This window comes from Aureibaculum sp. 2308TA14-22 (assembly GCF_040538665.1).
Lineage (GTDB): Bacteria > Bacteroidota > Bacteroidia > Flavobacteriales > Flavobacteriaceae > Aureibaculum.
Window position 1 is genome coordinate 3,453,190 of the sequence record NZ_JBEWXT010000001.1, and the last position, 23,886, is coordinate 3,477,075.

Sequence of the window (23,886 nt, forward strand, 5' to 3'; positions counted from 1 at the left end):
AGATTTGTTATGAGGGTTTGGAGTCGCAATAGATTTTTTAATACATAATCTGTGTTTAACATTTCTTTGTAATTATTGTTACCTAAGTTTCTTATATTAGTCAGTATCTTTGTAATCTAAATTTTGAATTATGAACATTGAACAGATTTATACAGGATGCTTAGCTCAGGGGGCTTATTATATAGAAAGTAATGGCGAAGTAGCTATTATAGATCCATTACGTGAGGTACAACCTTATATAGATAGAGCGATTAAAGACGAGGCAAAAATCAAATATATTTTTGAAACTCATTTTCATGCCGATTTTGTAAGTGGTCATGTTACCTTGGCGGATAAAACTGGTGCAAAAATCGTTTTTGGACCGACTGCGGAAACCAATTTCGATTCGCACATCGCTATGGACGGTGAGGTTTTTGAATTAGGTGATATTACCATCACCGCTTTACACACGCCAGGGCATACTATGGAGAGTACAACCTATCTGTTAAAGGATAAAAACGGAAAAGACCATGCTATTTTTAGTGGTGATACGTTGTTTTTGGGCGATGTTGGTCGTCCTGATTTAGCTCAAAAAGCTGCTAATATGACCCAAGACGAGCTAGCAGGCTTATTATATGATAGTTTACGGACAAAGGTAATGACCTTGGCGGATGATGTGATTGTATATCCTGCACACGGAGCAGGTTCGGCTTGTGGTAAAAATTTGAGCAAAGAAACCGTTGGGACTATTGGCGATCAGAAAAAAACAAATTATGCTCTTAGAGCGAATATGACCAAAGAAGAATTTGTAAAAGAAGTAACCGATGGTTTGCTACCTCCGCCACAATATTTCCCTTTGAACGTAAAGTTGAACAAAGAGGGTTATGAAAGTATTGATGCTGTATTAGATAAAGGTACTAAAGCCTTATCAGCTGATGAGTTTGAAAAAATTGCTAATGATACTGATGCTTTAATTTTAGATGTAAGACATCAATCAGAATTTATAAAAGGTTTTATTCCCAGATCAATTTTTATTGGACTAGATGGTGGATTTGCACCTTGGGTAGGAGCTTTGATACAAGACATTAAACAACCAATTTTATTAGTGACACCGGAAGGTAAGGAAGAAGAAACTGTTACCAGATTATCTAGAGTGGGTTTTGATAATACCTTAGGCTACCTTGACGGAAGTTTTAAAACTTGGTTAGCATCAGGTAAAGAAATTGACACGTTGGAATCGGTATCTGCTGAAACATTAGAAAGTAAAATGGCTGTAGAAATGGCTATTTTTGATGTTAGAAAGCCTAGTGAATATGCTAGTGAGCATATCGTTGATGTACCCAATACACCTTTGGATTTTATTAATGACCATATTTCTGAGTTCCCAAAAGATAAGGATTTTTATGTACATTGTGCTGGTGGTTATCGCTCGGTTATTGCTGCTTCCATTTTAAAAGCAAGAGGCTATCATAATGTTATTGATATAGCAGGTGGCTACGGAGCAATTAAAAAGACTGATATTAAAAAAACAGATTATGTCTGTCCAACTGCACTATAAAGAATTTATACTTATGAAAAATTCAAAAATAATTATGTTCTTATTAGGATTACTTCTAGTGTCTTGTCAAGAAAAAACGAAGCAAGAGAAAATAGATGAAACTACGGATTCTGAGAAAATAGTTGAAGTACAAAAAGAACCAATCGTGAAGGTGATTTCTCCAGAAGATTTTAAAAACAAAGTAGATAAAAAAACTGTGCAATTAATTGATGTACGCAGACCAAAGGAATTTGCGGAAGGACATTTAAAAAATTCAAAAAACATTAACGTTTTAGGAGCAGATTTTGTAAAAAACATGGAAAATGCTTTTGACAAAAACAAACCAATTTATGTTTATTGTAAAGGCGGTACTAGAAGTGCCAGAGCTTCAACAGCTTTAAAAGAAGCTGGTTTTACGGAAATATATGATTTAAAAGGTGGTTTTTTAGCATGGTCTAAAAAAAATTTAGAAATAGAAAAATAGAACAAAAAATGGCAACAATAGAAATACTGAACCTTAAATGCGGAGGTTGTGGAAATACTATAAAAAAAGGAATACTATCTGTTGATGGTGTTTCAGAAGTAAATATAGATTTAGAAACTTCAAAAGTTACTGTTAATTCGGAAAATGAATCCATTCTAAAATCCGTTAAGGAGAAACTCTCTAAAATGGGTTACCCAGAAGCCGGTGATGCCAATACCTTAATTCATAAAGCAAAGTCATTTGTAAGTTGTGCAACGGGTAGAATGGGGGAGAAGGTATAAATTATATTGCTTCTTAAAAATAAGCTTTTAACTAAAACTCATAATCATGAAAAAAAATGTAGGAAGTATCGATAAAATAGTTAGAATTATAATTGCTGTAGTTGCCGCTTATTTTGCATATCAAGGTAATTTTGGAGCTACAATAAGTTACGTTCTGTATGCGGTTGCTGGCATTATGTTATTAACATCTTTTATGGGTTCATGTCCAATCTATTCTGTATTAGGACAAAGCACTTGCAAAGTAAAAGAATAGTTCAAATCTTTTAAAGAGAACTCTGAAAGTTGTTAATCACAACATTCCTTCGTTCAAATAACCGTACTGGATTAACTCCTTTTCGTTTTTTAGTTTTTTCGTGGAACAGTCTTTTATAAGATAGATTTGAGTTGAAATCTTTAATACGTTAATGTAATTGTGGTCGGTAAGTATGATTCCTTTATGTTTTGCACGTTCTACGATAAGTTTGTTCGTTATATTTATCATTACAGGAGATAATCCATTGTAAGGTTCGTCCAACAATGCAAATTTTGAATCTGAACAAAGAATCAGCTTAATTTCTAAGTATCTCAATTCACCGCCTGAAAGGTTTTTTACTTTTTGGTTTTTAATACTTTCAATATAAGAATCATCATAAAACTCTGATAATTTATCTTTTGATAAAAACAAGCTGATAGCCTTTGAAACGTTAAAATGTTTAGGTATGAAGTTATCTTGTGGCAAATAAGAGATTTCGTTTGCATATTTATAAGCCTTATGCCTAAGTTGATAATCAATTCTTACAAATTTATGTTCAGCAGAAATAACACCATAAATAATTTTAAGTAAGGTAGATTTACCACATCCATTCCTGCCTAAAATTCCGATAATATCGCCAGTTTCACATTTTAAATAAACATCAGATAAAATGGTGTTATGACCATACGATTTTTCTATACTGTCGGCTTCTAATACACTTTTCATCTAAATAATATTAGTAAGATGAACGTAATAATTAGATTTAACAATAGACTAAAACCATAAAGTTGTACTTTGGTTATGCCACAATTCAAATAAAACAGATAGTCTTTGTATTTATTGGTTTCTTTTAAAAATAGGACTAATGAAAGACCAAACACACTTCCCAAAACAAAGGCTATGATGGGATTAGAAAAAGTCAAAAACAAGATAAAAAAACTTAAACTAAAAACTAAAGTGCTTTTATAAAATTCAAATACTACTTTTATCTTCCGTAGACTAAACATTTCTACTCCTCCAACAGACTATTAATAGCATCTAAATTAGGTGCTAAAATAATTTCAATACGTCTGTTTTTAGCTTTTCCTGTTGATGTAGCATTACTAGCTACTGGCATAAATTCACCACGGCCCGCGGCAGTAACTTGTTTTTGGGGCACGTTGTTATTTACCAAAATACGTACAATGGCAGTGGCACGTTTAGTAGATAAATCCCAGTTATCAATGAGTACTCCTTTTCCGCCGTAAGGTACATTATCAGTATGGCCTTCGATGAGTACATCAATATCAGGATTTTGAGTTAAGACTTCTGCCAAATTGTTAACTGCTCTCTGGCCCTCACTATTTACCGCCCAGCTACCAGAGCTGAACAATAACTTGTTTTCCATGGAAACATATACTTTACCATTTTTTCGTTCTACAGTTAACCCTTTGCCTTCAAAACCTTGTAGGGCAGCTGAAACCGCATCTTTTAAACGCTGCATAGCAGCTTCTTTGGCGGCAATTAAGCCTTCTAATTGATCTACTCTGGCAGAACGTTCGCTAAGTTCACTTTGCAATTCGGCCAAACGATCACTTTCTGCTGCCAATTTAGCTTCCTTTTCTTGTAACTGTACCAATAATTTTCTGTTTTCTTCGGCTTTTGCTGAAAGTTGCTGTTCACTATCATTCGCAAGATTTTCATACTCAGCCTCTAATTTATTCTTTTTAGCTTCCAATTGATTTACCGCATTGGTAATTCGCTCTTTTTCTTCTGCCAAATTATCCAATTCAGATTGCAATTTTAACCTAGCTTCTTCTAACTCCTTTTTTTGGTCAATTAGGTCCTGATTTTCACTAAATAAAGCTTCGTTATTACCACGTAACTTATCGTACTTTTCTTCAAGTTCAGTATATACTTTCTTTGAAACGCATGAACTCACCAAGGTTATAGTTAAGATTAATAATGTTACTTTTTTCATAATTTCTATTTTTAATGTATTTTAAAACACCCCTAATGTCCACTCAAGGGGACAATCTATAAAGTGCTAATTTTTAATTCCTTTTTTACTCCCTTCCCTTTGTGAAGGGCTAGTCCCGATAGCTATTGGGAGGGCTATTCAATTTCTACACCAATCGGACAATGATCAGAATGTCTGGCTTCTGGTAAAATATAAGCTCTTTTTAACCTTCTTTTTAAAGGTTCTGAAGCCATACAATAATCAATCCGCCATCCTTTATTATTATTTCTCGCATTTGCTCTATAACTCCACCAACTATAATTATGCGGCTCTTTGTTAAAATGCCTAAAAGTATCTATAAAACCACTATCAATAAACTTGCCAATCCACATGCGTTCCACAGGTAAAAATCCTGAAACTCCTTTCATTTTAGGGTTATGAATATCAATTTCTTTATGACAAATATTATAATCTCCGCAAATAATCAAATTTGGGATCTCTTTTTTAAGCTGATTGACATATTCTTGAAATTCAGCCATATAATTCAACTTAAAGTTTAGCCTCGCATCATTGGTGCCCGAAGGTAAATACAAACTCATAACGGAAACCGTATCAAAATCCAATCGTAAGTTTCTACCTTCAAAATCCATGGTTTCGATACCTGTTCCGTATTCAACATGGTTTGGTTTTATTTTTGACAACACGGCAACACTACTATACCCCTTCTTTTGGGCAGAAAACCAATAGTGATAAGGGTAACCTGCCTGTTCAAAAATTTCCAGATCCAACTGTTCTTTATGGGCTTTGGTCTCTTGAATACAAATTACATCGGGGTTGGCAGCCTGCAACCATGTCATAAATCCTTTTTTTAAGGCGGCTCGTATGCCGTTAACATTGTAAGAAATTATATTCACCTTGTTGATTTTTTAGTAATAGTTTAAAGCTCAAAAATAATTAATTATCAATAGCTATTTGTTAATCATTTCCTAAATACAGACCCCTCAATTTCCGCCGCATCACTTTTCCAGAAGCTGTTCTTGGTAATGTATCAATTTTTATAAGCTCCTTAGCTCTAAAAAGAGGATTTAGTTCCGATTTTATCAATGAATTCGTAATTCCGAGATACGAATCATCTACATTATCACTAGTATTATTTTCAACATAATAAATAACCAACACGCTAGGCCCACCATCTTCTGGAGAAACAGCAATAGCCGCTGATTCCTTAATAAAATCTAATCGATTTACTACAGCTTCTATTTGGACGGAACTTACTTTTATTCCGCCTAAATTCATAGCATCGTCAACACGACCCAGAGCTTTGTAATAGCCATTTTCTAGTCTAACCAACTGATCACCATGACGACGTAATTTCTGCCCTTTAAAAGATGGAGTATTCTTAAAATAAACCTCGTGATGGTTTCTGTTCAATAGTTTTTCAGATAATCCCATTATGGGCGGAATCAAAAACAGCTCTCCTTTATCGGTTGGTTTATTTTCATCATCTAGTAACACAAATTCACCACCTAAAGCTTGGGTAGAAAACGTACTGGGAATATTTTCCTGAACCATCGTACTCGTAACATAACCTCCACCGATTTCCGTTCCGCCACAATATTCGATAACTGGTTTATTATTGGCCAAATGCATTAAATATTCCATCTCTTTCGGATTGGAAGCTTCCCCCGTTGAACTAAAGCATTTAATACTACTCCAATTTAAATTTTCGTTGCATTTGGTTTTAATCCAATGTTTTACAATACTTGGCACTAGACCCAGCATGGTTACGTTAGCATTTTGCACAAATTCGCCAAAATTACGATCAATAGGTGCTCCGTAATACAATGCAATACTTGCTTTGTTGATGAGTGCGGCAAAAATGAGCCACGGCCCCATCATCCATCCTAAATTTGTAGGCCAACAAACCACATCGTTTTTTTGGATGTTATGATGGTAATACCCATCTGAGGCTCCTTTTATCGGAGTAGTGTGTGTCCATGGAATTGCTTTAGGCTCTCCGGTTGTACCCGAAGAAAATAAAATGGTCATCACATCCTCAGGATTTTGAATTATACTTTCAAAAACGGTATCATCCAATAAAAAATCATCCCAAAAAATATCATACTCTCGTAAATTTATATTGTCTTTCGTTGCTTTGATTACAATAGCTTTTGGAGCGTCCGCTTCCAATACTTTTTTATATAGTGGGAATTTTTTTCCTGCTCGCAACAAAAAATCTTGCGTAAAAATCAATTTGGGTTTGGTAATTTTTAACCGAACTGCAATTTCGTTTGAGGTAAAACTATCCGCAACCGTTGCAACCAGAATACCAGCTTTAATGCTGGCTAGATAAATGGCTACTGCCTCCAATGTCATTGGCATATCAATGGCAATAACATCACCTTTTACCAATCCAGAACTGTATAAACTATTAGCAATTCTGTTGACTAGTTTTTCTAATTTTTGCTGTGATATTTTTTGAAGTTGCCCATTTTCTTCTTGATAGATTATAGCTGTAGCGTCATCATCATTTTGAAAACAACTATCAACAATATTTAATTTGGCACCTTTTAGCCATTGCGGATTTTCAATTGCTGTACTATCAAATAATGTAGAAAATGGTTTTGAAAGTTTAATACCTAGATTAGAAATAGTTTCTGACCAAAATGCCGTTTTATTGGAAACCGACCATTGCCAAAACTTTTCATAATCCGTAAAATGATGTTGTTGCATCATTTTATGAATATTACTTTCTTTGATTATCTCTTCACTAGGTTTCCAAGACATTTAGAGTAGATTTAAAATTCAGGATCTTCAATTAAACCATTATTAGTGCTGTCTTGTACTTTTTTGTATTTCTCACAATCCAATTCAATGTCTAAGTTAGCAGGTTTCTTAAAAGCTTTATCACTAATATTAAGTTCCGTGTTGGTATAGCACTTTTTCATATATAACGCCCAGATAGGTAGTGCCATTGATGCCCCTTGACCTCTGCCTATGTCTGCAAAATGGATTGACCTTTCTTCGCCCCCAACCCATACACCTGTAGTTAAGTTAGGCACAAAACCCATAAACCATCCATCAGATTGGTTTTGCGTAGTACCTGTTTTTCCTGCAATAGGATTTGTAAATTTATACGGGTAGCCAGATACAATACTATCGGGATACTTACTCCAAGATGAACGCAAACGAGCACCAGAGCCAAACTGTGTTACACCTTCCAATAAATTAACAACGGTATAGGCAGATTCTTCACTCATAGCCTCCTTGGTTTCTGGCGTAAAGTTGTCTATAACAGTTCCATTTTTATCTTCTATACGTAAAATCATCATTGGTTTTACGTACATACCTTTATTGGGGAACGTATTATATGCTCCAGTCATTTCGAATAATGAAAGATCTACAGTACCTAATGCAATTGAAGGGACTTCTAGAATCTCACTTTCAATACCTAAATTTTTAGCCAATTTAACCACATTTTGAGGTGTAGTTTTATCTATTAATTGTGCAGTAACAACGTTTGTAGAGGTTGCCAAAGCATTTTTTAAGGTTTTAAATCCTCCATATTTAAGGTCAGAATTTTTAGGAGCCCAATCCTTATCCAATCCGTATTTTCCTTTCGGGATAGTCCAAATTGTATTTGACAGTTCTTCGCAAGGCGATAATTGTAATTGATTAATGGCTGTAGCATATACAAATGGTTTAAAAGTAGAGCCTATTTGACGCTTACCTTGTTTTACCATATCGTATTGAAAATGCTTATAATTGATACCACCTACCCAAGCTTTTACATGTCCGGTCTGTGGCTCCATAGACATTAGTCCAGCACGCATAAAATGTTTGTAATATTTAATGGAATCCATCGGGGTCATTACCGTGTCTATTTCACCTTTCCAAGAAAACACACGCATTTCGGTTTTTTCAGTAAAGGACTTTTTTATATCCGCCTCAGAAACACCTGCCTTTTTCATGCGTTTGTATCGGTTAGAACGTTTGATGGAAGATTCCATATTACGTTCTATTTGCTTTTTGGTCAAATCGTAATAAGGGGCATTTTTATTCTTTTTTTGCTGCTTGTTAAATACACGTTGTAAGTTTGCCATATGTTCTTCCATAGCTTCCTCGGCATAGTGCTGCATGCGAGAATCTAAGGTCACATAAATTTTTAATCCGTCACGGTAAATATTATATTCCGTACCGTCAGGTTTTTTATTGTCTTTTACCCAGTCTTTTAAAAACCCTCGTAAATATTCTCTGAAATAAGTAGCTACACCATAGCCAGTATCTTCAGGAGTAAAATCGAGCACCATGGGTAATTTTTGTAAAGAATCTTTTTGTGCAAGCGTAATTACATCATTTTTCTCCATTTGCATCAGCACTACATTTCTTCTTTGTAATGATTTTGCTTTGGATATCTCCCTGTGCGGATTGTATTGACGTGGGTTCTTAAGCATAGCTACCAAAACTGCAGCTTCTTCAATTTTTAAGTCTTTAGGTTCTTTACCAAAATAAATACGAGCAGCAGAACGCAAACCAACAGCATTAAACAAGAAACCTTGTTTGTTAAAATACATGGCTATGATTTCTTCTTTGGTATATTGACGTTCTAGTCTAAGAGCGATAATCCATTCTTTTACTTTTTGCAAAAGCCGCTCTGGAAGACTTTTTGACCCTTCACCATGAAATAACAATTTAGCCAATTGTTGGGTAACGGTACTAGCCCCACCATCTTTACCCAATTTTATAAAAGCCCTAGCGGTTCCATAAAAATCGATACCAGAGTGTTCGTAAAAACGTACATCTTCGGTAGCAATTAAAGCTTTAACTATATTATCAGGAATGTCTTTATACTTTATGGGAGTTCTATTTTCATTAAAATATTTACCCAATGTTTTATTGTCAATAGAAATTACTTCAGTGGCCAAATTACTTTCAGGATTTTCCAGTTCTTCAAAAGTGGGCAAAGGGCCAAAAACACCTAATGAGCCCAGAAAAAATAACAAAGCTATAACTCCGAAACCACTTAGAAAAAGTATCCAAAGCCATTTGGTGTATTTTTTAAATGCTGCTGTATTATCTGATTTTTTCTTATTCATTCTTATTCATTTTTTCAATTTGTATGCCCACATCTGTAACTCCTTTTAGGCTGGTTATACCATCGGTTTCGCCACTTTTACGCATAGCTTGTTCAATAGAAATGGTATAAGTTCCAGTAGTTGGAAAAATTACATTGGTTTTAAATTCCAATACATTTTCTTTGAGATCGGTCAAACCTTCTCCTAAAAATTTACCTTCTGCATCAGCCATTTCATATTCTAGCGTATCAACAACTTTATAGTTGTTAGGAAAGTCTATGCCTACAATCAAAAATAAATTACTGTAAGCATAAGCATCATTGTTCCTAAGATTTATATAAACGTTATTTCTAGAAACAGTATCTATAGGATTAAATTGAAATTTAACAATTGAGTCTTTATGCCATTCAGCACTAGGCATAGATTTAAACTGGTTAAAAACGGAATTATTATTACACGAAACCAGTACTACTATAACGACAATGAAACCTAAAATATTACGCATTTTTGCGGGATGATTTTCTTCTTTTATTATTTCTGTTTTTTCTCCTTTTGTTGCTCTTTTTTCCTTTGTTTTTATCAAATCTGGTTAAACTATCTTGGCCAACAACATTGGTAAAAACCTTTTCATCAATAGGAGCTAGATTAGTTTTTGCAGCGTAAATTTCTAAACTAGCTACTTTTTTACCTTCTTTGTTTAGTTCGATAATTTCGTTTACTTTTTCCACTTCCATATCCACCCATTGCATGGGGTTATCTTTGTAAGCATACCAAAGTAAACCCTTAAAAATATCCATTTTTTGAAAAACCGCTGTTCCTTTTTCGGTTTTTAACCAAGTGTCCGTTTTTGGGAAGTTTTTTAAGGCATCTAAATAAGAATCCAATTCGTAATTTAGGCAGCATTTTAATTTACCGCATTGCCCTGCCAATTTTTGAGGGTTTAAGGATAATTGTTGGTACCTTGCTGCCGATGTGCTGACTGATCTAAAATCGGTCAACCAAGTAGAACAGCACAATTCTCTACCACAAGAACCTATTCCGCCTAATCGTGCAGCTTCTTGGCGTAAACCGACCTGTTTCATTTCAACCCTGATTTTAAAAGTAGAGGCCAGTTCTTTAATTAACATTCTAAAATCTACTCTATCATCAGCGGTATAGTAAAATGTAGCTTTATTACCGTCACCTTGAAATTCAATATCAGAAAGTTTCATTTTTAGACCTAATCGTGTAACGATCAATCTAGATTTGCGTTGTACTTCTTGTTCTTTATCTCTAGCGGACTGCCAAACATCAATATCGCGTTGCGAAGCTTTTCTATAAATTTGTTTTACCTCTTCACTATCAAAACCAACATCTTTTTTTCGCATTTGAATTTTAACAAGTTCGCCAGTTAACGAAACCGTTCCTATATCATGCCCTGGAGAAGATTCAACGGCAACAATATCACCAATTGCAATAGGTAAGTTTTTGGTGTTTTTGTAAAAATGTTTTCTACCATTTTTAAAACGGACTTCCGCTATGTTAAAAGTAGATTGCCCATTGGGCAAATTCATATTAGAGAGCCAATCAAAAACCGTTAATTTATCACAACTCCCTGTACCACAATTTCCATTACTTTTGCACCCTTTAGGGACGCCATTTGTATCTGTAGAGCAACTATTACAGCTCATAGTTTTATGTTATATTTAAAATTATACTTACTAAATAAGCATAATGTAAATTCATATTCAATCAAAAAACAAAAGATATTCTATACCTATAGTTTAGAGGTTTATTCAATTTGTAAATATAAAGATATTTCATAACATTAAAAGTTAATAAAATTATATTTAAAAATTCGGTACATTTGTTCTTGAAACTAAGTTAAACGTGAAGAAATTATTGATTGTAATACTATTGTTACCGATTACTTGTTTTTCGCAAATAATTGGTGAAGCTAAGGGTGGAGAATTCAAATTTAATCAAGAAAATATACCCTGTATTACAGAAGAGGCAAAGGCAAAAATCAATGCCGAAGTTGAGGTTAATGTTGCCAATTTAATCAAACAGGGAAAATTATCGATAAAAAAATCAGGTTTGGCTCCACCCACTTTTATTTGGCCTGTTCAAAAATCTGCTGCAACGGAATTTAACGATGTTTGGGCCATTTCTAATTATGTAGATCATGATGCTGCATTTCCTAATAAATTGCAAGACTATAACTGTGGCACCAAAACATACGATACCAATTCGGGTTACAATCATCAGGGAACAGACATATTTACATGGCCTTTTTCTTGGTATCAACAAGAAAATGATATCGCTGAGGTAGTTGCCGCGGCTTCTGGAAAAATAGTTTATAAAAACGATGGCCAATTTGATATGAGTTGCGATTTCAATAATAATAATTGGAACGCTGTTTATTTAGAGCACAGTGATGGTAGCAGAACTTGGTACGGACATTTAAAAAAGAATAGTTTAACTACAAAAAATGTTGGAGACAATGTTGTTGCGGGTGAATATTTAGGTGTTGTAGGCAGTTCGGGCAATTCAACCGGACCTCATTTACATTTAGAAGTGTATGACAGTACTAATAAATTAGTTGATCCATTTAGTGGCAATTGTAATGATATAAGTACATGGTGGCAAAACCAACCAGGTTATTCAGACCCTAATATCAATGCTGTGTTAACACATAATATTGCACCAAATTTTGATAACCCTTGCCCTCAAGTAGAGAATACAAATTTGGCCAATAAGTTTTTACCAAATACAGAGGTTTTTTTGGCTGGTTATTTTAAAGACCAACAGGTTGGCACTACAGTTTTTTTAAGATTGTACTATCCTAACGGAAGTAATATTCAGTGGTCTCAAGCTATGGCAAGTAATTTTACCACTTCTTACTGGTATTGGAGCGTTAACAATCTTTCTGCTTTAGGCACTTATAAATTTGAGGTAAACTATCAGGGGCAAACGGTTAGCCATGAGTTTGAAGTAGCTTCCACTTTAAGTGTTGAAGACGAAAAACTAGCGAAAATTTCAATAGCCCCAAACCCCTTTGACGGACAGTTAAAAATTTCAGGATTTACTTTTGATGCTGCAGATTATTACATTTCCGTATATAATCAATTGGGTCAAAAAGTGGTTGAAAAGGATAGTTTTTCTGAACAATTAGACTTACAATTTTTAGCTAAAGGAATGTACTTTTTGAATTTAGACGATAAAACCACGGGAAGTTCAAAAACATTTAAAATCGTAAAAAAATAAATGCTTTTTTCGGACATCATAGGTCAAGAAACGGTCAAGAAACAGCTTATTTATAGTGTTGAAAGTGGTCGGATTCCTCACGCTCAATTATTTGTTGCTTCAAAAGGGACTGGTGCTTTACCATTGGCCATTGCCTATGCCCAATATATTTTATGTAGTAATACTGATAGCGAAAACAATACGGGTAACCAAGCTTGTAATATTAAAGTTAACAATTTAAGTCACCCCGATTTACATTTTGCCTTTCCCGTAGCTACTAACGATAAGGTAAAGCGACATCCAGTAAGCGATTTGTTTTTAGAAGAGTGGCGTCAGTTTTTAAAAGACAATCCTTATGGCGACCTATTAAGTTGGTATGCCCATTTAGGGATTGAAAACAAACAAGGTCAAATGGGTGTTGACGAAGCCGAGTCCATAGTAAAAAAATTGATTTTAAAATCGTATGAAGGCGGTTATAAAGTAATGTTGATTTGGATGGCAGAAAAATTGAATACCGCTGCAGCCAACAAATTACTAAAGCTTATAGAAGAACCACCAAAGGATACTATTTTAATTTTGATAACCGAAAATCAAGAACAAATTATAGGTACAATTTTGTCGCGTTGTCAAGTAATAAAACTAAATCCATTAAGCGAGAATGACATAAAAGAAGCGTTAATAGTTCGTGAAATAGTTACAGAAAACGAAGCCATAAAAATTGCACATCAAGCAGATGGAAATTGGAACAATGCTTTGCACATACTCAACAATTCTACTAAAGACGAACAATTTGAACAATGGTTTATTACTTGGGTACGTACCGCTTTTAAAGCGAAGGGGAATGCTACTGTAATTCAGGATTTAATAGCTTGGAGCGATGCTATTGCTTCTAATGGTAGAGAAGTTCAAAAAAGTTTTTTAAACTATTGTTTACAATTTTTTAGACAAGCCATGCTTCGCAATTATGCTGCTGATTCGTTGGTATTTTTAGAACCATATACCGAAAATTTTGACTTGGATAAATTTGCACCATTTGTACATAGTGGTAATATTATGGAAATCTCAAACGAATTGAACGATGCTATTTATCATATTGAACGTAACGGTAACGCTAAAATTATTTTGTTGGATTTATCCATTAAATTAACACGATTGTTACATCAAAAAGAGATTGTTTAGAAGACCTCACAGGTTTTTAAAACATGTGAGGTCTAGGTTTGTTTGGTATCTAAAGAACCCCTTCTTATTTGTCCTTACTCCAAGACATAAAAATACACCGCCATAAAATGTGAAAAACTCCCCAACAATACAAATACATGGAAAATAGTATGGTTGTATTTTATACGGGGAATACTGTATAAAATGGCACCAACAGTGTAGAATATTCCGCCGACCAATATCCAATACAAGCCGTTTATATGTAAATTTTCCAGTAGTGGTTTTACGGCAACAATAATAATCCAACCCATAGCAACATAGGCTGCAGTTGAAATTTTATCAAACCTGCCTGTATAAAATAACTTAAAGAAAATGCCAACAAGAGCAATTCCCCATGTAATGCCGAAAATAGTCCAACCCAAAGCTCCTTTTAATGTAACTAAAGTAAAGGGCGTATAAGTACCTGCAATAAGGACGTAAATGGCAGCGTGGTCTAGAATATTTAATTTCTTACGTAGTTTGGGTTGTTGAGCGTAGTGATAGAAAGTTGATGCGGAATACAACAGTATTAAACTAGCCCCAAAAATGGTGAAACTTACGATATGTCTAGCCGTTCCATGCTTATTAGCATGAATAATCAAAAGTACCAACGCAACAATACTCAAAACTAAACCGATAGCATGGGTAATTACGTTAAGTTTTTCTTCTTTAGAATTGTAATAGGTTAGGTGTTCATTTTTCATCACCGTTATCATTAATCAACTCATTATAAATAGTGTCAAAAGCCTGTTGCTTTACGGTTTCCATATCATCCAAAGTCAAGCCTTCGGTTTGTATAAATTTATGGATTTTCACTCGTAATTTTCCGGGCCATCCGCTAAAAAATGTCCATGAAAAACGCTTTTTAACATCGTAAAAGGTCATCGGCACAATCGGTATTTGATGTTCAATGGCCAAGCGGAACGCCCCATTTTTAAATGGAGCTAAGGTTACGCTTTCTTCCGGAACTAATCCTTCGGGGAAAATGGCAATACTTAACCCTTGGTTTAATTTTTTTTGTGCCAAAATATATACTTTTTTTCGGCTTTCGGCACTGCTTCTATCCACCCAAATACTTGTTTTTCTAAATACATAACCAAATAGCGGTAGTTTTACTAATTCTTTTTTGCCAACAAAAACTGCAGGGTTTTTCATCACCGAAAGCATCAACATCACGTCAATTAATGAGGCATGATTGGCAATAAACAAATAGCTTTTACCTGGCAAAATTTCTTCTTCCGTTTCAACAACAGGCTTAAATCCCATCACAAATAGTATCGTTTTACCCCAAGCCGTGGCAATTTTAAAAAATGCTGGGTAAAAACGGTCAAATGAAATTACGATAATTAAAACGGGTAAAGCAAAAAGTATGGAAAAAAATACCCAGCCATAAAACCAAGCACGCCAAAAAAGCCGGAAAATGTTTTTTAGAAGATTCATTGACGGTAAATGTAGGAAATCTAAATAAATTCCAATGCTCAAATTCCAAATTCCAACTTTTAAAATGAATAGATTTTTTACTGCGACTGCTTACCCGTCCGCAGCTTTAGCGAAGGCGGGAATACTGCCAACTTTTTTATTTGTGTTTTGGAATTTGTTTTTTCTAGTTTGCGATTTGTATTTTTGTGCAACAAAAATAGTTTATGTCTAGAATACTAACAGGAGTACAAAGTACTGGGACGCCGCATTTGGGCAATTTATTGGGTGCGATTATACCGGCAATACAAATGTCCAACGACCCTACAAATGAGTCATTTCTCTTTATTGCCGATATGCACACGCTTACGCAGATAAAGGATGGCAATACCATAAAACAAAATACTTACAGTACAGCCGCTACATGGCTGGCTTTTGGGTTAAATATTGACAAAACCGTTTTTTATCGCCAAAGTGATGTGCCTGAAGTCACGGAGCTTTCTTGGTACTTAAGTTGTTTTTACCCTTACCAACGCTTGACATTAGCTCACAGTTTTAAGGATAAGGCCGACCGTTTAGAAGATGTAAATGCAGGTTTGTTTACTTACCCTATGCTGATGGCCGCAGATATTTTGCTGTACGATGCTGAGGTTGTTCCTGTTGGAAAAGACCAATTGCAGCATTTGGAAATGAGTAGGGACGTTGCCAACCGTTTTAACCATAAAATGGGAGATACCTTGGTGCCGCCCGAAGCTAAAATTCAAGAAAATGTAATGATAGTGCCGGGCATTGATGGTCAAAAGATGAGCAAATCACGTAATAACGAGATCAATTTATTTTTGGAAGACAAAAAATTACGTAAGGTAATTATGAAAATCCAAACGGATAGCACCCCGTTGGAAGAACCCAAAGACCCTGATACATGTAATTTGTTTGCTTTGTATAAATTGATAGCTGATGAAAACCAAATTGCCGAGATGCGGGCCAATTATTTAGGTGGAAATTATGGTTATGGACATGCCAAACAAGCCTTTTTCGAATTGCTGATTACCAAATTTGCCAAAGAACGCGAGTTATATCATCATTATATGAACAATTTGCAAGAAATAGACGATGCTTTAGCTATTGGAGCTGAAAAAGCGAGAAAAGTAGCGAGTGAAGTGTTGGGAAGAGTTAGGAAGAAATTAGGTTATTAAACCTCCCGTCACCCTGTCCCAAAAGCTTTCGGGATTGATTCAGGGTCTCATATTGTGGTGCGATGCTGAAACGAGTTCAGCATGACGCATCTATTTAAGCCGCTGGATTCGGTATTTTACCATGCACGGCATTAATCTCATCAATAATTTCAGCAGACAGCTCTACATTTATGCTATCAATATTCTCTTTGAGCTGTGTCATTTTTGTAGCTCCTATAATATTAGTGGTAACAAACGGCAATTGATTTACAAAAGCAAGTGATAACTGTGTTAAGCTTAAACCGTGTTTTTTGGCAATTTCTAAATAATTACTAACTGCCATTTCAGAACCTTCGTTTCTATAGCGAGCGATAAATCTTGGATAAAGTGTACCTCTTGCTCCTTCAGGTTGATTTCCTTGTAAATATTTACCAGAAAGTACACCTTGAGCTAATGGAGAATAGACAAGTAGTCCAATATTTTCACGGAGCGAAACCTCAGACATTCCATACTCATAAGAACGATGAATTAATGAATACGAATTTTGAATAGTTATCATTCTAGGTAAACTAAGTTGTTTGGCAGTTTGTAAATATTTCATAGTACCCCAAGGCGTCTCATTTGAAAGACCAATATGTTTAATCTTACCTTGTTTTATAAATCCATTGAGAGTTTCTAAAGTTTCAGCGAAATTATCTTTCCATTCAGTTTTCGTAGCATAAGGAAAATCTCTAACTCCAAAAGAATTTACAGGTCTTCCCGGCCAATGTAATTGATATAAATCTATATAATCTGTTTGTAAACGCTTTAAACTATTCTCAATAGCTTCGCTAATCGCTCTTTTGCTAAATCCATCTTTTCTAATGTGAGCAGTATAGTCACCTCCACCAGCAATTTTAGTTGCTAAAACAATTTTATCCCTATTTCCTGTCTTATTGAACCAAGTACCTATAATTTCTTCGGTTCGGCCATAAGTTTCTTTACGTGCCGGAACAGGGTAAAGTTCCGCCACATCAAAAAAGTTGACCCCTTGTTCAAGGGCATAATCCATTTGTTCATGTCCTTCGGCTTCAGTATTCTGTTCTCCCCAAGTCATGGTACCAAGACAGATTTTACTTACTTTTATATCGGTATGTGGTAATGTAGTGTATTTCATTGTTGTTTTTTTCTCTTTCTTAAGTATTTAATAAGAAAAATAATTGCTATAAATAATATTATAAAAGGCCAAATGTTAGTAAGAAAAACAAAAAACCAAATTAAATTGTCCCACCCATTTTTAAAACCGTCTTTAAATTTTCTGCCAAATTCATTTCCTAATGTTGTGGTCTCATAAAAGGTCAAGGTCAAAGTTGATAAGGACACCTGATTTTTTAAATAATTAAGCCTACCTTCAATAGATTCAATATCGGTACGTAGTTGCCCAATTTCTTTTTCAACTTCCAATACTTCATTTACGGTATTTGCTTTTTTTAATAATTCTAGATACCTAGTTTCAAGCTCTTTTTTAGTTTTTAATCTAGCTTCTACATCTAAAAACTCTTCGGTAACATCTTTGACACGAATTTCCTTATTATCAAATTGTGTTACTCCTTTGGTAATTTCATTTAACAACGTATCAAAATTATCAGCAGGGACTCTTATGATTATAGTATTGCTTAATTCAGTGGTTGACTTATATTCTTGGTCCGAAGAGACATAAGCATTATATTTTTGAACCACAGCTAAAGTATTTGCTTTTGTGGCTTTTAAATCATCCGTTTCAAACCTAACATTTCCCTCTTTTATGAGCTTTCTTTGAACTTGAATAGGTTGATCGTTTTTGACCGACACTTCTTCAGCTGTATCGTACTTCCCCTGAATTTCAAAAGATTCACTGCTTTCATCTGATTTACAACCAACCAATAAACCAATAAAAAACAGAAATGTGGGGATGTATTTTAACTTCATATGATTTGGTTTAATAGTTTACAGTACTTTTTGTTATTTATCCATCTCGGATTCACAAAAGTAATTTCTGCCTGTACTTAGTTTCTTCCCCGAGCCCGTGCTGAGCGAAGTCGAGGTAGGGATACAGAGAGGCTTATATCGCCGCTATCCCCGGTAATTCTTTACCTTCCAACATTTCTAGCATAGCACCGCCTCCTGTAGAGACATAACTTACTTTATCTTCAAACCCAAATTGTTTTACCGCAGCTACGGAATCGCCTCCGCCAACAAGTGAAAACGCTCCATCAGCAGTTGCATCTGCTATGGCATTGCCCAACTCAATAGTGCCATTGGCAAATTTTGGCATTTCAAAAACTCCGACAGGTCCGTTCCATAAAATGGTTTTAGATTGGGCGATTACAAAAGAAAATCCAACATTGGTCTTTGGCCCAGCATCAACACCTTGCCAACCATCGGGGATTTGGTTAATGTCAACTACCTGCGTGTTTGCATCGTTACTAAAAGCATCAGCGGCTACAACATCAACGGGTAAATGTACTTTTACACCTTTTGCTTTGGCCTGTTCTAAAATTTCCAATGCCAGTTCTTGTTTGTCATCCTCACAAATGGAATCGCCTATTTGACCACCTTGTGCTTTTATAAACGTAAAGCTCATCCCGCCACCGATGATTAGATGGTCAACTTTGTCCAATATATTTTCTATTACCGTAATTTTAGAGGACACTTTTGCACCGCCTAAAATTGCCGTAACGGGTTTTTCACTATCTTTAAAAACTTTGTTGATACTGGTAATTTCTTTTGCCAGCAAGTCGCCAAAACATCTTTTACCCTCAAAAAATTGAGCAACAACCGTAGTTGACGCATGTGCTCTATGAGCAGTTCCAAAAGCATCGTTGACATAAATATCACCTAGTTTGGAAAGTTTTTCTGCAAAAGCAACGTCTCCGGCTTTTTCTTCATTGTGAAAACGCAGATTTTCCAATAACAAAACTTCTCCAGCTTCTAGTTCAGCGGCAGCTTTTTCTACGTTATCCCCAACGCAGTCATCAACAAACTTTACTTGAACCCCAATAATTTCACTGACGGTATCCACAATATGCGATAACGAAAATTCAGGGCTAACCCCTTTTGGGCGGCCCAGATGCGACATTAAAACACAGCTTCCGCCATCTTCCAGCACTTTTATAATGGTTGGTTTTGCCGCTTCTATTCTTGTGGTGTCCGTAACCTTGTATTCTTCGTTCAGAGGTACGTTAAAATCTACACGTATTAACGCTTTTTTATTTTCGAAATTAAAATCGTTGATTGTTATCATTGCTTAATAAATTTAGACCGTAAAAGTAACGTTTCTGATGCTTTTTATCAATTATAACGCAAGTTGTTTTTTAATAATTATGGCATCGTTAATGACAAAGGGCATGGGCATCATGGTTTCGCTTCGTGGCGTAATGTTAAAATACATACTTTCAAAAAGATCGTAAGACGTTTCATAAATAATGAACGAAGGCTTTTGTTCTTTAGGAATGGAGAATTCAAGATTCAAATATTCATCAACTGTTGAAAAGTAATAGCTTAACACCTGATTTTTGGTTTGGAAAACAAATTCAGAATCATCAGGTCTACGGAGCTTTTCTCCGTTTACGGAAAAGGTTTTAAAGGAAATAGAGTCTTTTGAAAGGATTTCTACCCTATTGATTTTCCGCTGAGGTATAATTTTTAGATTAATATGCCTAAAACCATCAACCAAGGTGTCTTTTAGAATTTTTAATTGTGGTTCAATTATTCTTTTTACTTCTGCTTTTTTATGCAGTTTAATCTTTGTGCCGTATTTACTTGCCGTGGTGGAATTATCAAAACCTCCTTTGGTAGGGCTGTCTCCTAAAAACTGTGCTGTAAACTCATCGGTTGTGTTGTTATAACTTGCCCAAAAAGCTTCGTTTTTATCGGCATCCAATACGTAATTTATACTGTTGGGCTGTTTTCTATCCATAGTGTAGCCCGATTTGAAAGTAGCAGCGATGAACAGCAACAACGAAAGGGCTAAAAATAAGTTGCCCATTTTTTTTATGTTTTTATATGATGAAAAAACAGGCACTAGCAATCCGAAAAGCAACACGATAAAAATACTGCTTACGGCTAACATTTTTAAACCCAACCCAACAGGAAACATTTGCACCAAAGGAGCGAAAATGAACAGTACGGGAATGGACAATACACTTAATAAAACGGATTGATTTTCTTTTTTTGAAAACAACAATAAGGTTAATGCTACCAACCCATAAACTACAGCTATGATAAAATACCCGGCACCTTTCAGATAAACGGCAATTCCGATATTGATAAGTATCCATATAAAAAGCGGTGCAATAATTAAATTTACCGCTTTGATCGTTTTAAAGTACTTTTTAAAGATAATGATACAAATAGCCAAAGTTAATGCAGAGAAAGCGGCAATATACCAATGGCCATTATAGGTAAATCCGTGCAGAATATCTTGATACTGCGGATGGATTTGCTGTAATAATTTCCATCCGAAAAAGGAAATTAAACCACTGATAATTAGCGAAAGTAAAAACGGAATGAAACTTTTGAACAATCCCCAAAGGCTAATTTTTTGCTTAAACACCCCCAAAATGACAAGCCCAAAAAATACAATTGCCAAAATTATTGTCAGCGGAAGAACCCAAGAAAAAGGGTAATATACTATCCCTATATAAGGTAAATTAAAATAGACATTATCCTTGTCTGAATTGAGATTTGTCAAATCAGCGTCGGAATAATAATTGAGCAAGGGCATTAAATAACTCGCTTGGTGTTCAAGCGTATTTCTATCCAATCTTTCATAACTATCTTGTTCAGTATGATAATCGAAATGGCCATCGATAAACGCAAAATTATAGCCTTGAATGTCGCCGTCTTCTCGGAATACTGTTAAATCAGTATCGTTAGGCAGCATTTTATAAATGCTGTACATTAAAGAGCTGGCGACTGGGTATTTTGGATTTGCCTCAGCAAATTGTTCAATCAACTTTTTATTACCGCCATCGGTTTCCATGAGCATATAGCTCGGGCCACCGCTACCTCTAGCTTCAAAATTTAACACCAAACCAATATTTTTTGCCCATGGGTGATGATTTACAAAAGCATTTGCACCTAAAAGACCCAGTTCTTCAGCATCGGAGATAAGAATGATAATATCATTTTTCGGAGTTTTATTATTCGCTAAAAACGTTCGTACTCCCTCTAAAATAGTCACAACACCACTGCCTGCGTCGCTTGCTCCAAGGGAAGAGTGTACGGCACTATCGTAATGTGTTAACAACAATAGTGCTTTTGAACTGGACGTGCCTTTAATTTTAGAAATTATATTTTGAGCAGTGGTTCCTGCACGCCATTTTTTATTTAGGGCTACTTGTTGTTGAATTTGAGTTGTTAGACCTAATTTTTCAAGTTCACTAATTATATATTGTTGTACTTTTTTATGCTCATCGGTACCTACAAAGTGAGGTTTTTTGGTTATTTTTTTCAAATGAACTAAAGCTCTTTCGTTCGAAAATTCTGTAAGCGGAGTGTCAGTACTAGTTATTTTCTGAGGCATTAAACTGCTGAATGACAAATAAATAGCTAGAATTAATATTAAAAAGGATATAGCTGAGGCGTATTTTTTCATTTAAATTTGGCTCTTGATTGCTAGTTGAATTTTGACTAAATTAAGTATTTTTAAAGAATTTATTATATATTTATACAAACCTAAAAAAATAAAGTTATGGCAGTCAAAAGTTTTCAAGGCAAAAGATCTCAACCGCAAAAAGATGAATTAAAACCAGCTTTAGTATCTGATTATATGACTACAAAGTTGATTACTTTTAGACCGGAACAACCTGTATCTGAAGTAGTGGAGTCATTAATTAAGAATAGAATATCTGGTGGGCCAGTAGTTGATGAAAATAACGAATTACTCGGTATTATTTCTGAAGGAGATTGTATAAAACATATTTCAGAAAGCAGATATTACAATATGCCAATGAATAATAATACTGTCGATAAGCACATGGTTAAAAATGTAGATACAATTGATGGTAATCTGAATATTTTTGAAGCTGCGGATATGTTTTTAAAAGCCAAGCACAGACGTTTTCCTATTGTTGAAAATGGCAAGTTAGTAGGTCAAATAAGTCAAAAAGACATTCTAATTGCTGCGTTAAAGCAAAAAGGGCAAAACTGGAAGTAATTCTACAAAAATCTACATAAAAAAAGCCCCGCTCTTCAGCGGGGCAATTTTCTCTAACTAAACTATCAACTTAAACTAATTCTTATTATTTTTTATGATTAAAATTTCTCTTAATCCCTCTAATGAGGATTCCTTAATTTGGGGAGAAAGGAGATAAAGTTTTAATGGTATTAACTTTTCATTTTTATAATTAAATTTCCACTTATTACGACTGAAGTAATGTTTGTTTCGCTACTTCAATTATAAAACAATTTGCTAGATAAAGTTCCCCCTAAAAAAGATAAATTTTTTCAATAAATTTTTTAAAATACTGATTATCAATTAAATATATTTTAAAATAATTTTATAACTGAAGTGTATTATGTAGTATAGATTATTTTTTGAGGGTTAAAATAGAAACCAAAGAAAGATAAATGGAGCTGAATATATTCTTAACTTAATTATTAAGTAATAGTAAGAAAAATGATTTTTTAGAATTAGATATTTTAAATCTTTTTTTAAACAAAAAAAGTCCTGCTTTTCGGCAGGACATTTTTCTCTAACTAAACTATCAACTTAAACTAATTCTGTCTTTTTTCTGGGGAGAAAGGAGATCAGATTTTAACGGTATGATTGTTTTCTTTTTTCATAGCAATTTTCCCGTTTTCGACTGAAGCATTGTTTGTAATTGTGCTTCGAATATGAAACAATTTGCTATGAAAAACTCCCCCTAAAAAAGTAAAGTATTTATTAAATTATTTATAGATAACTGATAATCAAAATTTTAACAAGGAATTAAATTTAAAATTATTCATTTTTAACTAATAAGTAAAAATCATTATCAAGAGGAAGATAACCTTGATCGTAAACGTAATAATAAGTATTACCTGTTTTTGTAGTATAAATAGAAGTAAAGAAATTAAAATCAAAATTATGGTCTAACAATTTGGCTCGCGTCACTTTTGTTTTTCCGGTGGTGTTAAGGTCTGATAATGTTTTATAATTTCTGCGTAAGCGATTATTGGTGTTTCTAATTAGGTTTTTACTATCTCTGTTCACTTTGTTGTTAAAAGCGTTACGGCAGTAATCAGAACAGAACTTTTTATCTTGTCTCCCTATTATTTTTGCTCCACATTCAGGGCATAGTTTTTCCATGAAAAAATATTATTTATGCAATATACAAATTATC

22 protein-coding genes are annotated in these 23,886 nt (G+C 34.5%); 8 read left to right on the forward strand and 14 right to left on the reverse strand.

Annotated features, from left to right (window positions below; all coding sequences use genetic code 11):
* The first annotated feature begins 130 nt into the window (after positions 1 to 130).
* Genes U5A88_RS15410 through U5A88_RS15425 form a run of 4 tightly spaced genes read left to right on the forward strand, consistent with a single transcriptional unit; the run spans position 131 to position 2,534 of the window.
* The gene (locus tag U5A88_RS15410; protein WP_354207937.1) at positions 131 to 1,537 is read left to right on the forward strand and encodes an MBL fold metallo-hydrolase; all 1,407 of its coding nucleotides are present in this window, start codon (positions 131 to 133) and stop codon (positions 1,535 to 1,537) included.
* Positions 1,538 to 1,550: 13 nt separating this feature from the next.
* Positions 1,551 to 2,000: a rhodanese-like domain-containing protein gene (locus U5A88_RS15415; protein ID WP_354207938.1), complete on the forward strand. Its 450-nt coding sequence runs from the start codon at positions 1,551 to 1,553 to the stop codon at positions 1,998 to 2,000.
* 8 nt (positions 2,001 to 2,008) lie between these two features.
* Entirely contained in the window at positions 2,009 to 2,281 is a 273-nt protein-coding gene (locus U5A88_RS15420) for a heavy-metal-associated domain-containing protein (RefSeq protein ID WP_354207939.1), read from the forward strand.
* Between the two features lie 46 nt (positions 2,282 to 2,327).
* Positions 2,328 to 2,534, forward strand: a complete 207-nt coding sequence (locus U5A88_RS15425; RefSeq protein ID WP_354207940.1) for a YgaP family membrane protein — start codon at positions 2,328 to 2,330, stop codon at positions 2,532 to 2,534.
* A 36-nt stretch (positions 2,535 to 2,570) separates the two neighbouring features.
* Here the strand turns inward: U5A88_RS15425 and U5A88_RS15430 are convergent, their stop codons facing one another.
* From U5A88_RS15430 to U5A88_RS15460, 7 genes are all read right to left on the reverse strand, one after another.
* A complete protein-coding gene (locus tag U5A88_RS15430; protein ID WP_354207941.1) occupies positions 2,571 to 3,239 on the reverse strand; it encodes an ATP-binding cassette domain-containing protein in 669 nt (222 codons plus the stop codon).
* A 283-nt stretch (positions 3,240 to 3,522) separates the two neighbouring features.
* Positions 3,523 to 4,473: an OmpA/MotB family protein gene (locus U5A88_RS15435; RefSeq protein WP_354207942.1), complete on the reverse strand. Its 951-nt coding sequence runs from the start codon at positions 4,471 to 4,473 to the stop codon at positions 3,523 to 3,525.
* Positions 4,474 to 4,607: 134 nt separating this feature from the next.
* Positions 4,608 to 5,366, reverse strand: coding sequence for an exodeoxyribonuclease III (locus tag U5A88_RS15440; RefSeq protein WP_354207943.1), 759 nt, complete (start codon positions 5,364 to 5,366; stop codon positions 4,608 to 4,610).
* Positions 5,367 to 5,427: 61 nt separating this feature from the next.
* A complete protein-coding gene (locus tag U5A88_RS15445) occupies positions 5,428 to 7,239 on the reverse strand; it encodes an AMP-binding protein (RefSeq protein ID WP_354207944.1) in 1,812 nt (603 codons plus the stop codon).
* An 11-nt stretch (positions 7,240 to 7,250) separates the two neighbouring features.
* On the reverse strand, positions 7,251 to 9,548 hold the full coding sequence (locus tag U5A88_RS15450; protein ID WP_354207945.1) for a transglycosylase domain-containing protein: 2,298 nt from the start codon (positions 9,546 to 9,548) through the stop codon (positions 7,251 to 7,253).
* Positions 9,541 to 10,032, reverse strand: coding sequence for a gliding motility lipoprotein GldH (locus tag U5A88_RS15455; protein ID WP_354207947.1), 492 nt, complete (start codon positions 10,030 to 10,032; stop codon positions 9,541 to 9,543). The genes U5A88_RS15450 and U5A88_RS15455 overlap by 8 nt, the downstream gene beginning before the upstream one ends.
* Positions 10,025 to 11,197 (reverse strand): PSP1 domain-containing protein, encoded by a 1,173-nt coding sequence (locus tag U5A88_RS15460; protein WP_354207949.1) that lies wholly within the window; start codon positions 11,195 to 11,197, stop codon positions 10,025 to 10,027. The genes U5A88_RS15455 and U5A88_RS15460 overlap by 8 nt, the downstream gene beginning before the upstream one ends.
* 199 nt (positions 11,198 to 11,396) lie before the next feature.
* Between U5A88_RS15460 and U5A88_RS15465 the strand changes: the two genes are divergently transcribed.
* Positions 11,397 to 12,773, forward strand: coding sequence for a peptidoglycan DD-metalloendopeptidase family protein (locus tag U5A88_RS15465; RefSeq protein WP_354207950.1), 1,377 nt, complete (start codon positions 11,397 to 11,399; stop codon positions 12,771 to 12,773).
* Positions 12,774 to 13,931, forward strand: coding sequence for a DNA polymerase III subunit (locus U5A88_RS15470; protein ID WP_354207952.1), 1,158 nt, complete (start codon positions 12,774 to 12,776; stop codon positions 13,929 to 13,931). It abuts the gene before it with no gap.
* A gap of 74 nt (positions 13,932 to 14,005) precedes the next feature.
* On the opposite strand, the gene trhA is transcribed toward U5A88_RS15470, so the two are convergent.
* Both trhA and U5A88_RS15480 read right to left on the reverse strand, forming a co-directional pair.
* A complete protein-coding gene (gene trhA, locus U5A88_RS15475; protein ID WP_354207954.1) occupies positions 14,006 to 14,653 on the reverse strand; it encodes a PAQR family membrane homeostasis protein TrhA in 648 nt (215 codons plus the stop codon).
* A complete protein-coding gene (locus U5A88_RS15480) occupies positions 14,643 to 15,389 on the reverse strand; it encodes a lysophospholipid acyltransferase family protein (protein ID WP_354207955.1) in 747 nt (248 codons plus the stop codon). The genes trhA and U5A88_RS15480 overlap by 11 nt, the downstream gene beginning before the upstream one ends.
* A 203-nt stretch (positions 15,390 to 15,592) precedes the next feature.
* Here U5A88_RS15480 and trpS point away from each other — a divergent pair, with 203 nt between their 5' ends.
* Positions 15,593 to 16,561, forward strand: coding sequence for a tryptophan--tRNA ligase (gene trpS / locus U5A88_RS15485; RefSeq protein ID WP_354207957.1), 969 nt, complete (start codon positions 15,593 to 15,595; stop codon positions 16,559 to 16,561).
* 94 nt (positions 16,562 to 16,655) lie between these two features.
* Here the strand turns inward: trpS and U5A88_RS15490 are convergent, their stop codons facing one another.
* From U5A88_RS15490 to U5A88_RS15505, 4 genes are all read right to left on the reverse strand, one after another.
* Positions 16,656 to 17,696 carry an NADP(H)-dependent aldo-keto reductase gene (locus U5A88_RS15490; RefSeq protein WP_354207959.1) on the reverse strand — a complete coding sequence of 347 codons (1,041 nt, stop codon included), beginning with the start codon at positions 17,694 to 17,696 and terminating at the stop codon, positions 16,656 to 16,658.
* Positions 17,693 to 18,487: a DUF4349 domain-containing protein gene (locus tag U5A88_RS15495; RefSeq protein WP_354207961.1), complete on the reverse strand. Its 795-nt coding sequence runs from the start codon at positions 18,485 to 18,487 to the stop codon at positions 17,693 to 17,695. The genes U5A88_RS15490 and U5A88_RS15495 overlap by 4 nt, the downstream gene beginning before the upstream one ends.
* A gap of 133 nt (positions 18,488 to 18,620) precedes the next feature.
* The gene (locus U5A88_RS15500; protein WP_354207963.1) at positions 18,621 to 19,802 is read right to left on the reverse strand and encodes a phosphoglycerate kinase; all 1,182 of its coding nucleotides are present in this window, start codon (positions 19,800 to 19,802) and stop codon (positions 18,621 to 18,623) included.
* Positions 19,803 to 19,853: 51 nt separating this feature from the next.
* The gene (locus U5A88_RS15505; protein ID WP_354207965.1) at positions 19,854 to 22,157 is read right to left on the reverse strand and encodes a M28 family peptidase; all 2,304 of its coding nucleotides are present in this window, start codon (positions 22,155 to 22,157) and stop codon (positions 19,854 to 19,856) included.
* 96 nt (positions 22,158 to 22,253) lie between these two features.
* Between U5A88_RS15505 and U5A88_RS15510 the strand changes: the two genes are divergently transcribed.
* Entirely contained in the window at positions 22,254 to 22,718 is a 465-nt protein-coding gene (locus U5A88_RS15510) for a CBS domain-containing protein (protein WP_354207967.1), read from the forward strand.
* A 786-nt stretch (positions 22,719 to 23,504) separates the two neighbouring features.
* On the opposite strand, the gene U5A88_RS15515 is transcribed toward U5A88_RS15510, so the two are convergent.
* Positions 23,505 to 23,852, reverse strand: a complete 348-nt coding sequence (locus tag U5A88_RS15515) for a hypothetical protein (RefSeq protein ID WP_354207969.1) — start codon at positions 23,850 to 23,852, stop codon at positions 23,505 to 23,507.
* Positions 23,853 to 23,886 lie beyond the last annotated feature (34 nt).

Coding starts and splice junctions, on each gene's coding strand:
- U5A88_RS15455 (WP_354207947.1), bottom strand. CDS start 10,032: ATGCGTAATATTTTAGGTTTCATTGTCGTTATAGTAGTACTGGTTTCG.
- U5A88_RS15480 (WP_354207955.1), bottom strand. CDS start 15,389: ATGAATCTTCTAAAAAACATTTTCCGGCTTTTTTGGCGTGCTTGGTTT.
- trhA (WP_354207954.1), bottom strand. CDS start 14,653: ATGAAAAATGAACACCTAACCTATTACAATTCTAAAGAAGAAAAACTT.
- U5A88_RS15515 (WP_354207969.1), bottom strand. CDS start 23,852: ATGGAAAAACTATGCCCTGAATGTGGAGCAAAAATAATAGGGAGACAA.
- U5A88_RS15435 (WP_354207942.1), bottom strand. CDS start 4,473: ATGAAAAAAGTAACATTATTAATCTTAACTATAACCTTGGTGAGTTCA.
- U5A88_RS15420 (WP_354207939.1), top strand. CDS start 2,009: ATGGCAACAATAGAAATACTGAACCTTAAATGCGGAGGTTGTGGAAAT.
- U5A88_RS15510 (WP_354207967.1), top strand. CDS start 22,254: ATGGCAGTCAAAAGTTTTCAAGGCAAAAGATCTCAACCGCAAAAAGAT.
- U5A88_RS15490 (WP_354207959.1), bottom strand. CDS start 17,696: ATGAAATACACTACATTACCACATACCGATATAAAAGTAAGTAAAATC.
- U5A88_RS15430 (WP_354207941.1), bottom strand. CDS start 3,239: ATGAAAAGTGTATTAGAAGCCGACAGTATAGAAAAATCGTATGGTCAT.
- U5A88_RS15470 (WP_354207952.1), top strand. CDS start 12,774: ATGCTTTTTTCGGACATCATAGGTCAAGAAACGGTCAAGAAACAGCTT.
- U5A88_RS15500 (WP_354207963.1), bottom strand. CDS start 19,802: ATGATAACAATCAACGATTTTAATTTCGAAAATAAAAAAGCGTTAATA.
- U5A88_RS15445 (WP_354207944.1), bottom strand. CDS start 7,239: ATGTCTTGGAAACCTAGTGAAGAGATAATCAAAGAAAGTAATATTCAT.
- U5A88_RS15425 (WP_354207940.1), top strand. CDS start 2,328: ATGAAAAAAAATGTAGGAAGTATCGATAAAATAGTTAGAATTATAATT.
- U5A88_RS15460 (WP_354207949.1), bottom strand. CDS start 11,197: ATGAGCTGTAATAGTTGCTCTACAGATACAAATGGCGTCCCTAAAGGG.
- U5A88_RS15415 (WP_354207938.1), top strand. CDS start 1,551: ATGAAAAATTCAAAAATAATTATGTTCTTATTAGGATTACTTCTAGTG.
- U5A88_RS15505 (WP_354207965.1), bottom strand. CDS start 22,157: ATGAAAAAATACGCCTCAGCTATATCCTTTTTAATATTAATTCTAGCT.
- U5A88_RS15495 (WP_354207961.1), bottom strand. CDS start 18,487: ATGAAGTTAAAATACATCCCCACATTTCTGTTTTTTATTGGTTTATTG.
- trpS (WP_354207957.1), top strand. CDS start 15,593: ATGTCTAGAATACTAACAGGAGTACAAAGTACTGGGACGCCGCATTTG.
- U5A88_RS15410 (WP_354207937.1), top strand. CDS start 131: ATGAACATTGAACAGATTTATACAGGATGCTTAGCTCAGGGGGCTTAT.
- U5A88_RS15450 (WP_354207945.1), bottom strand. CDS start 9,548: ATGAATAAGAAAAAATCAGATAATACAGCAGCATTTAAAAAATACACC.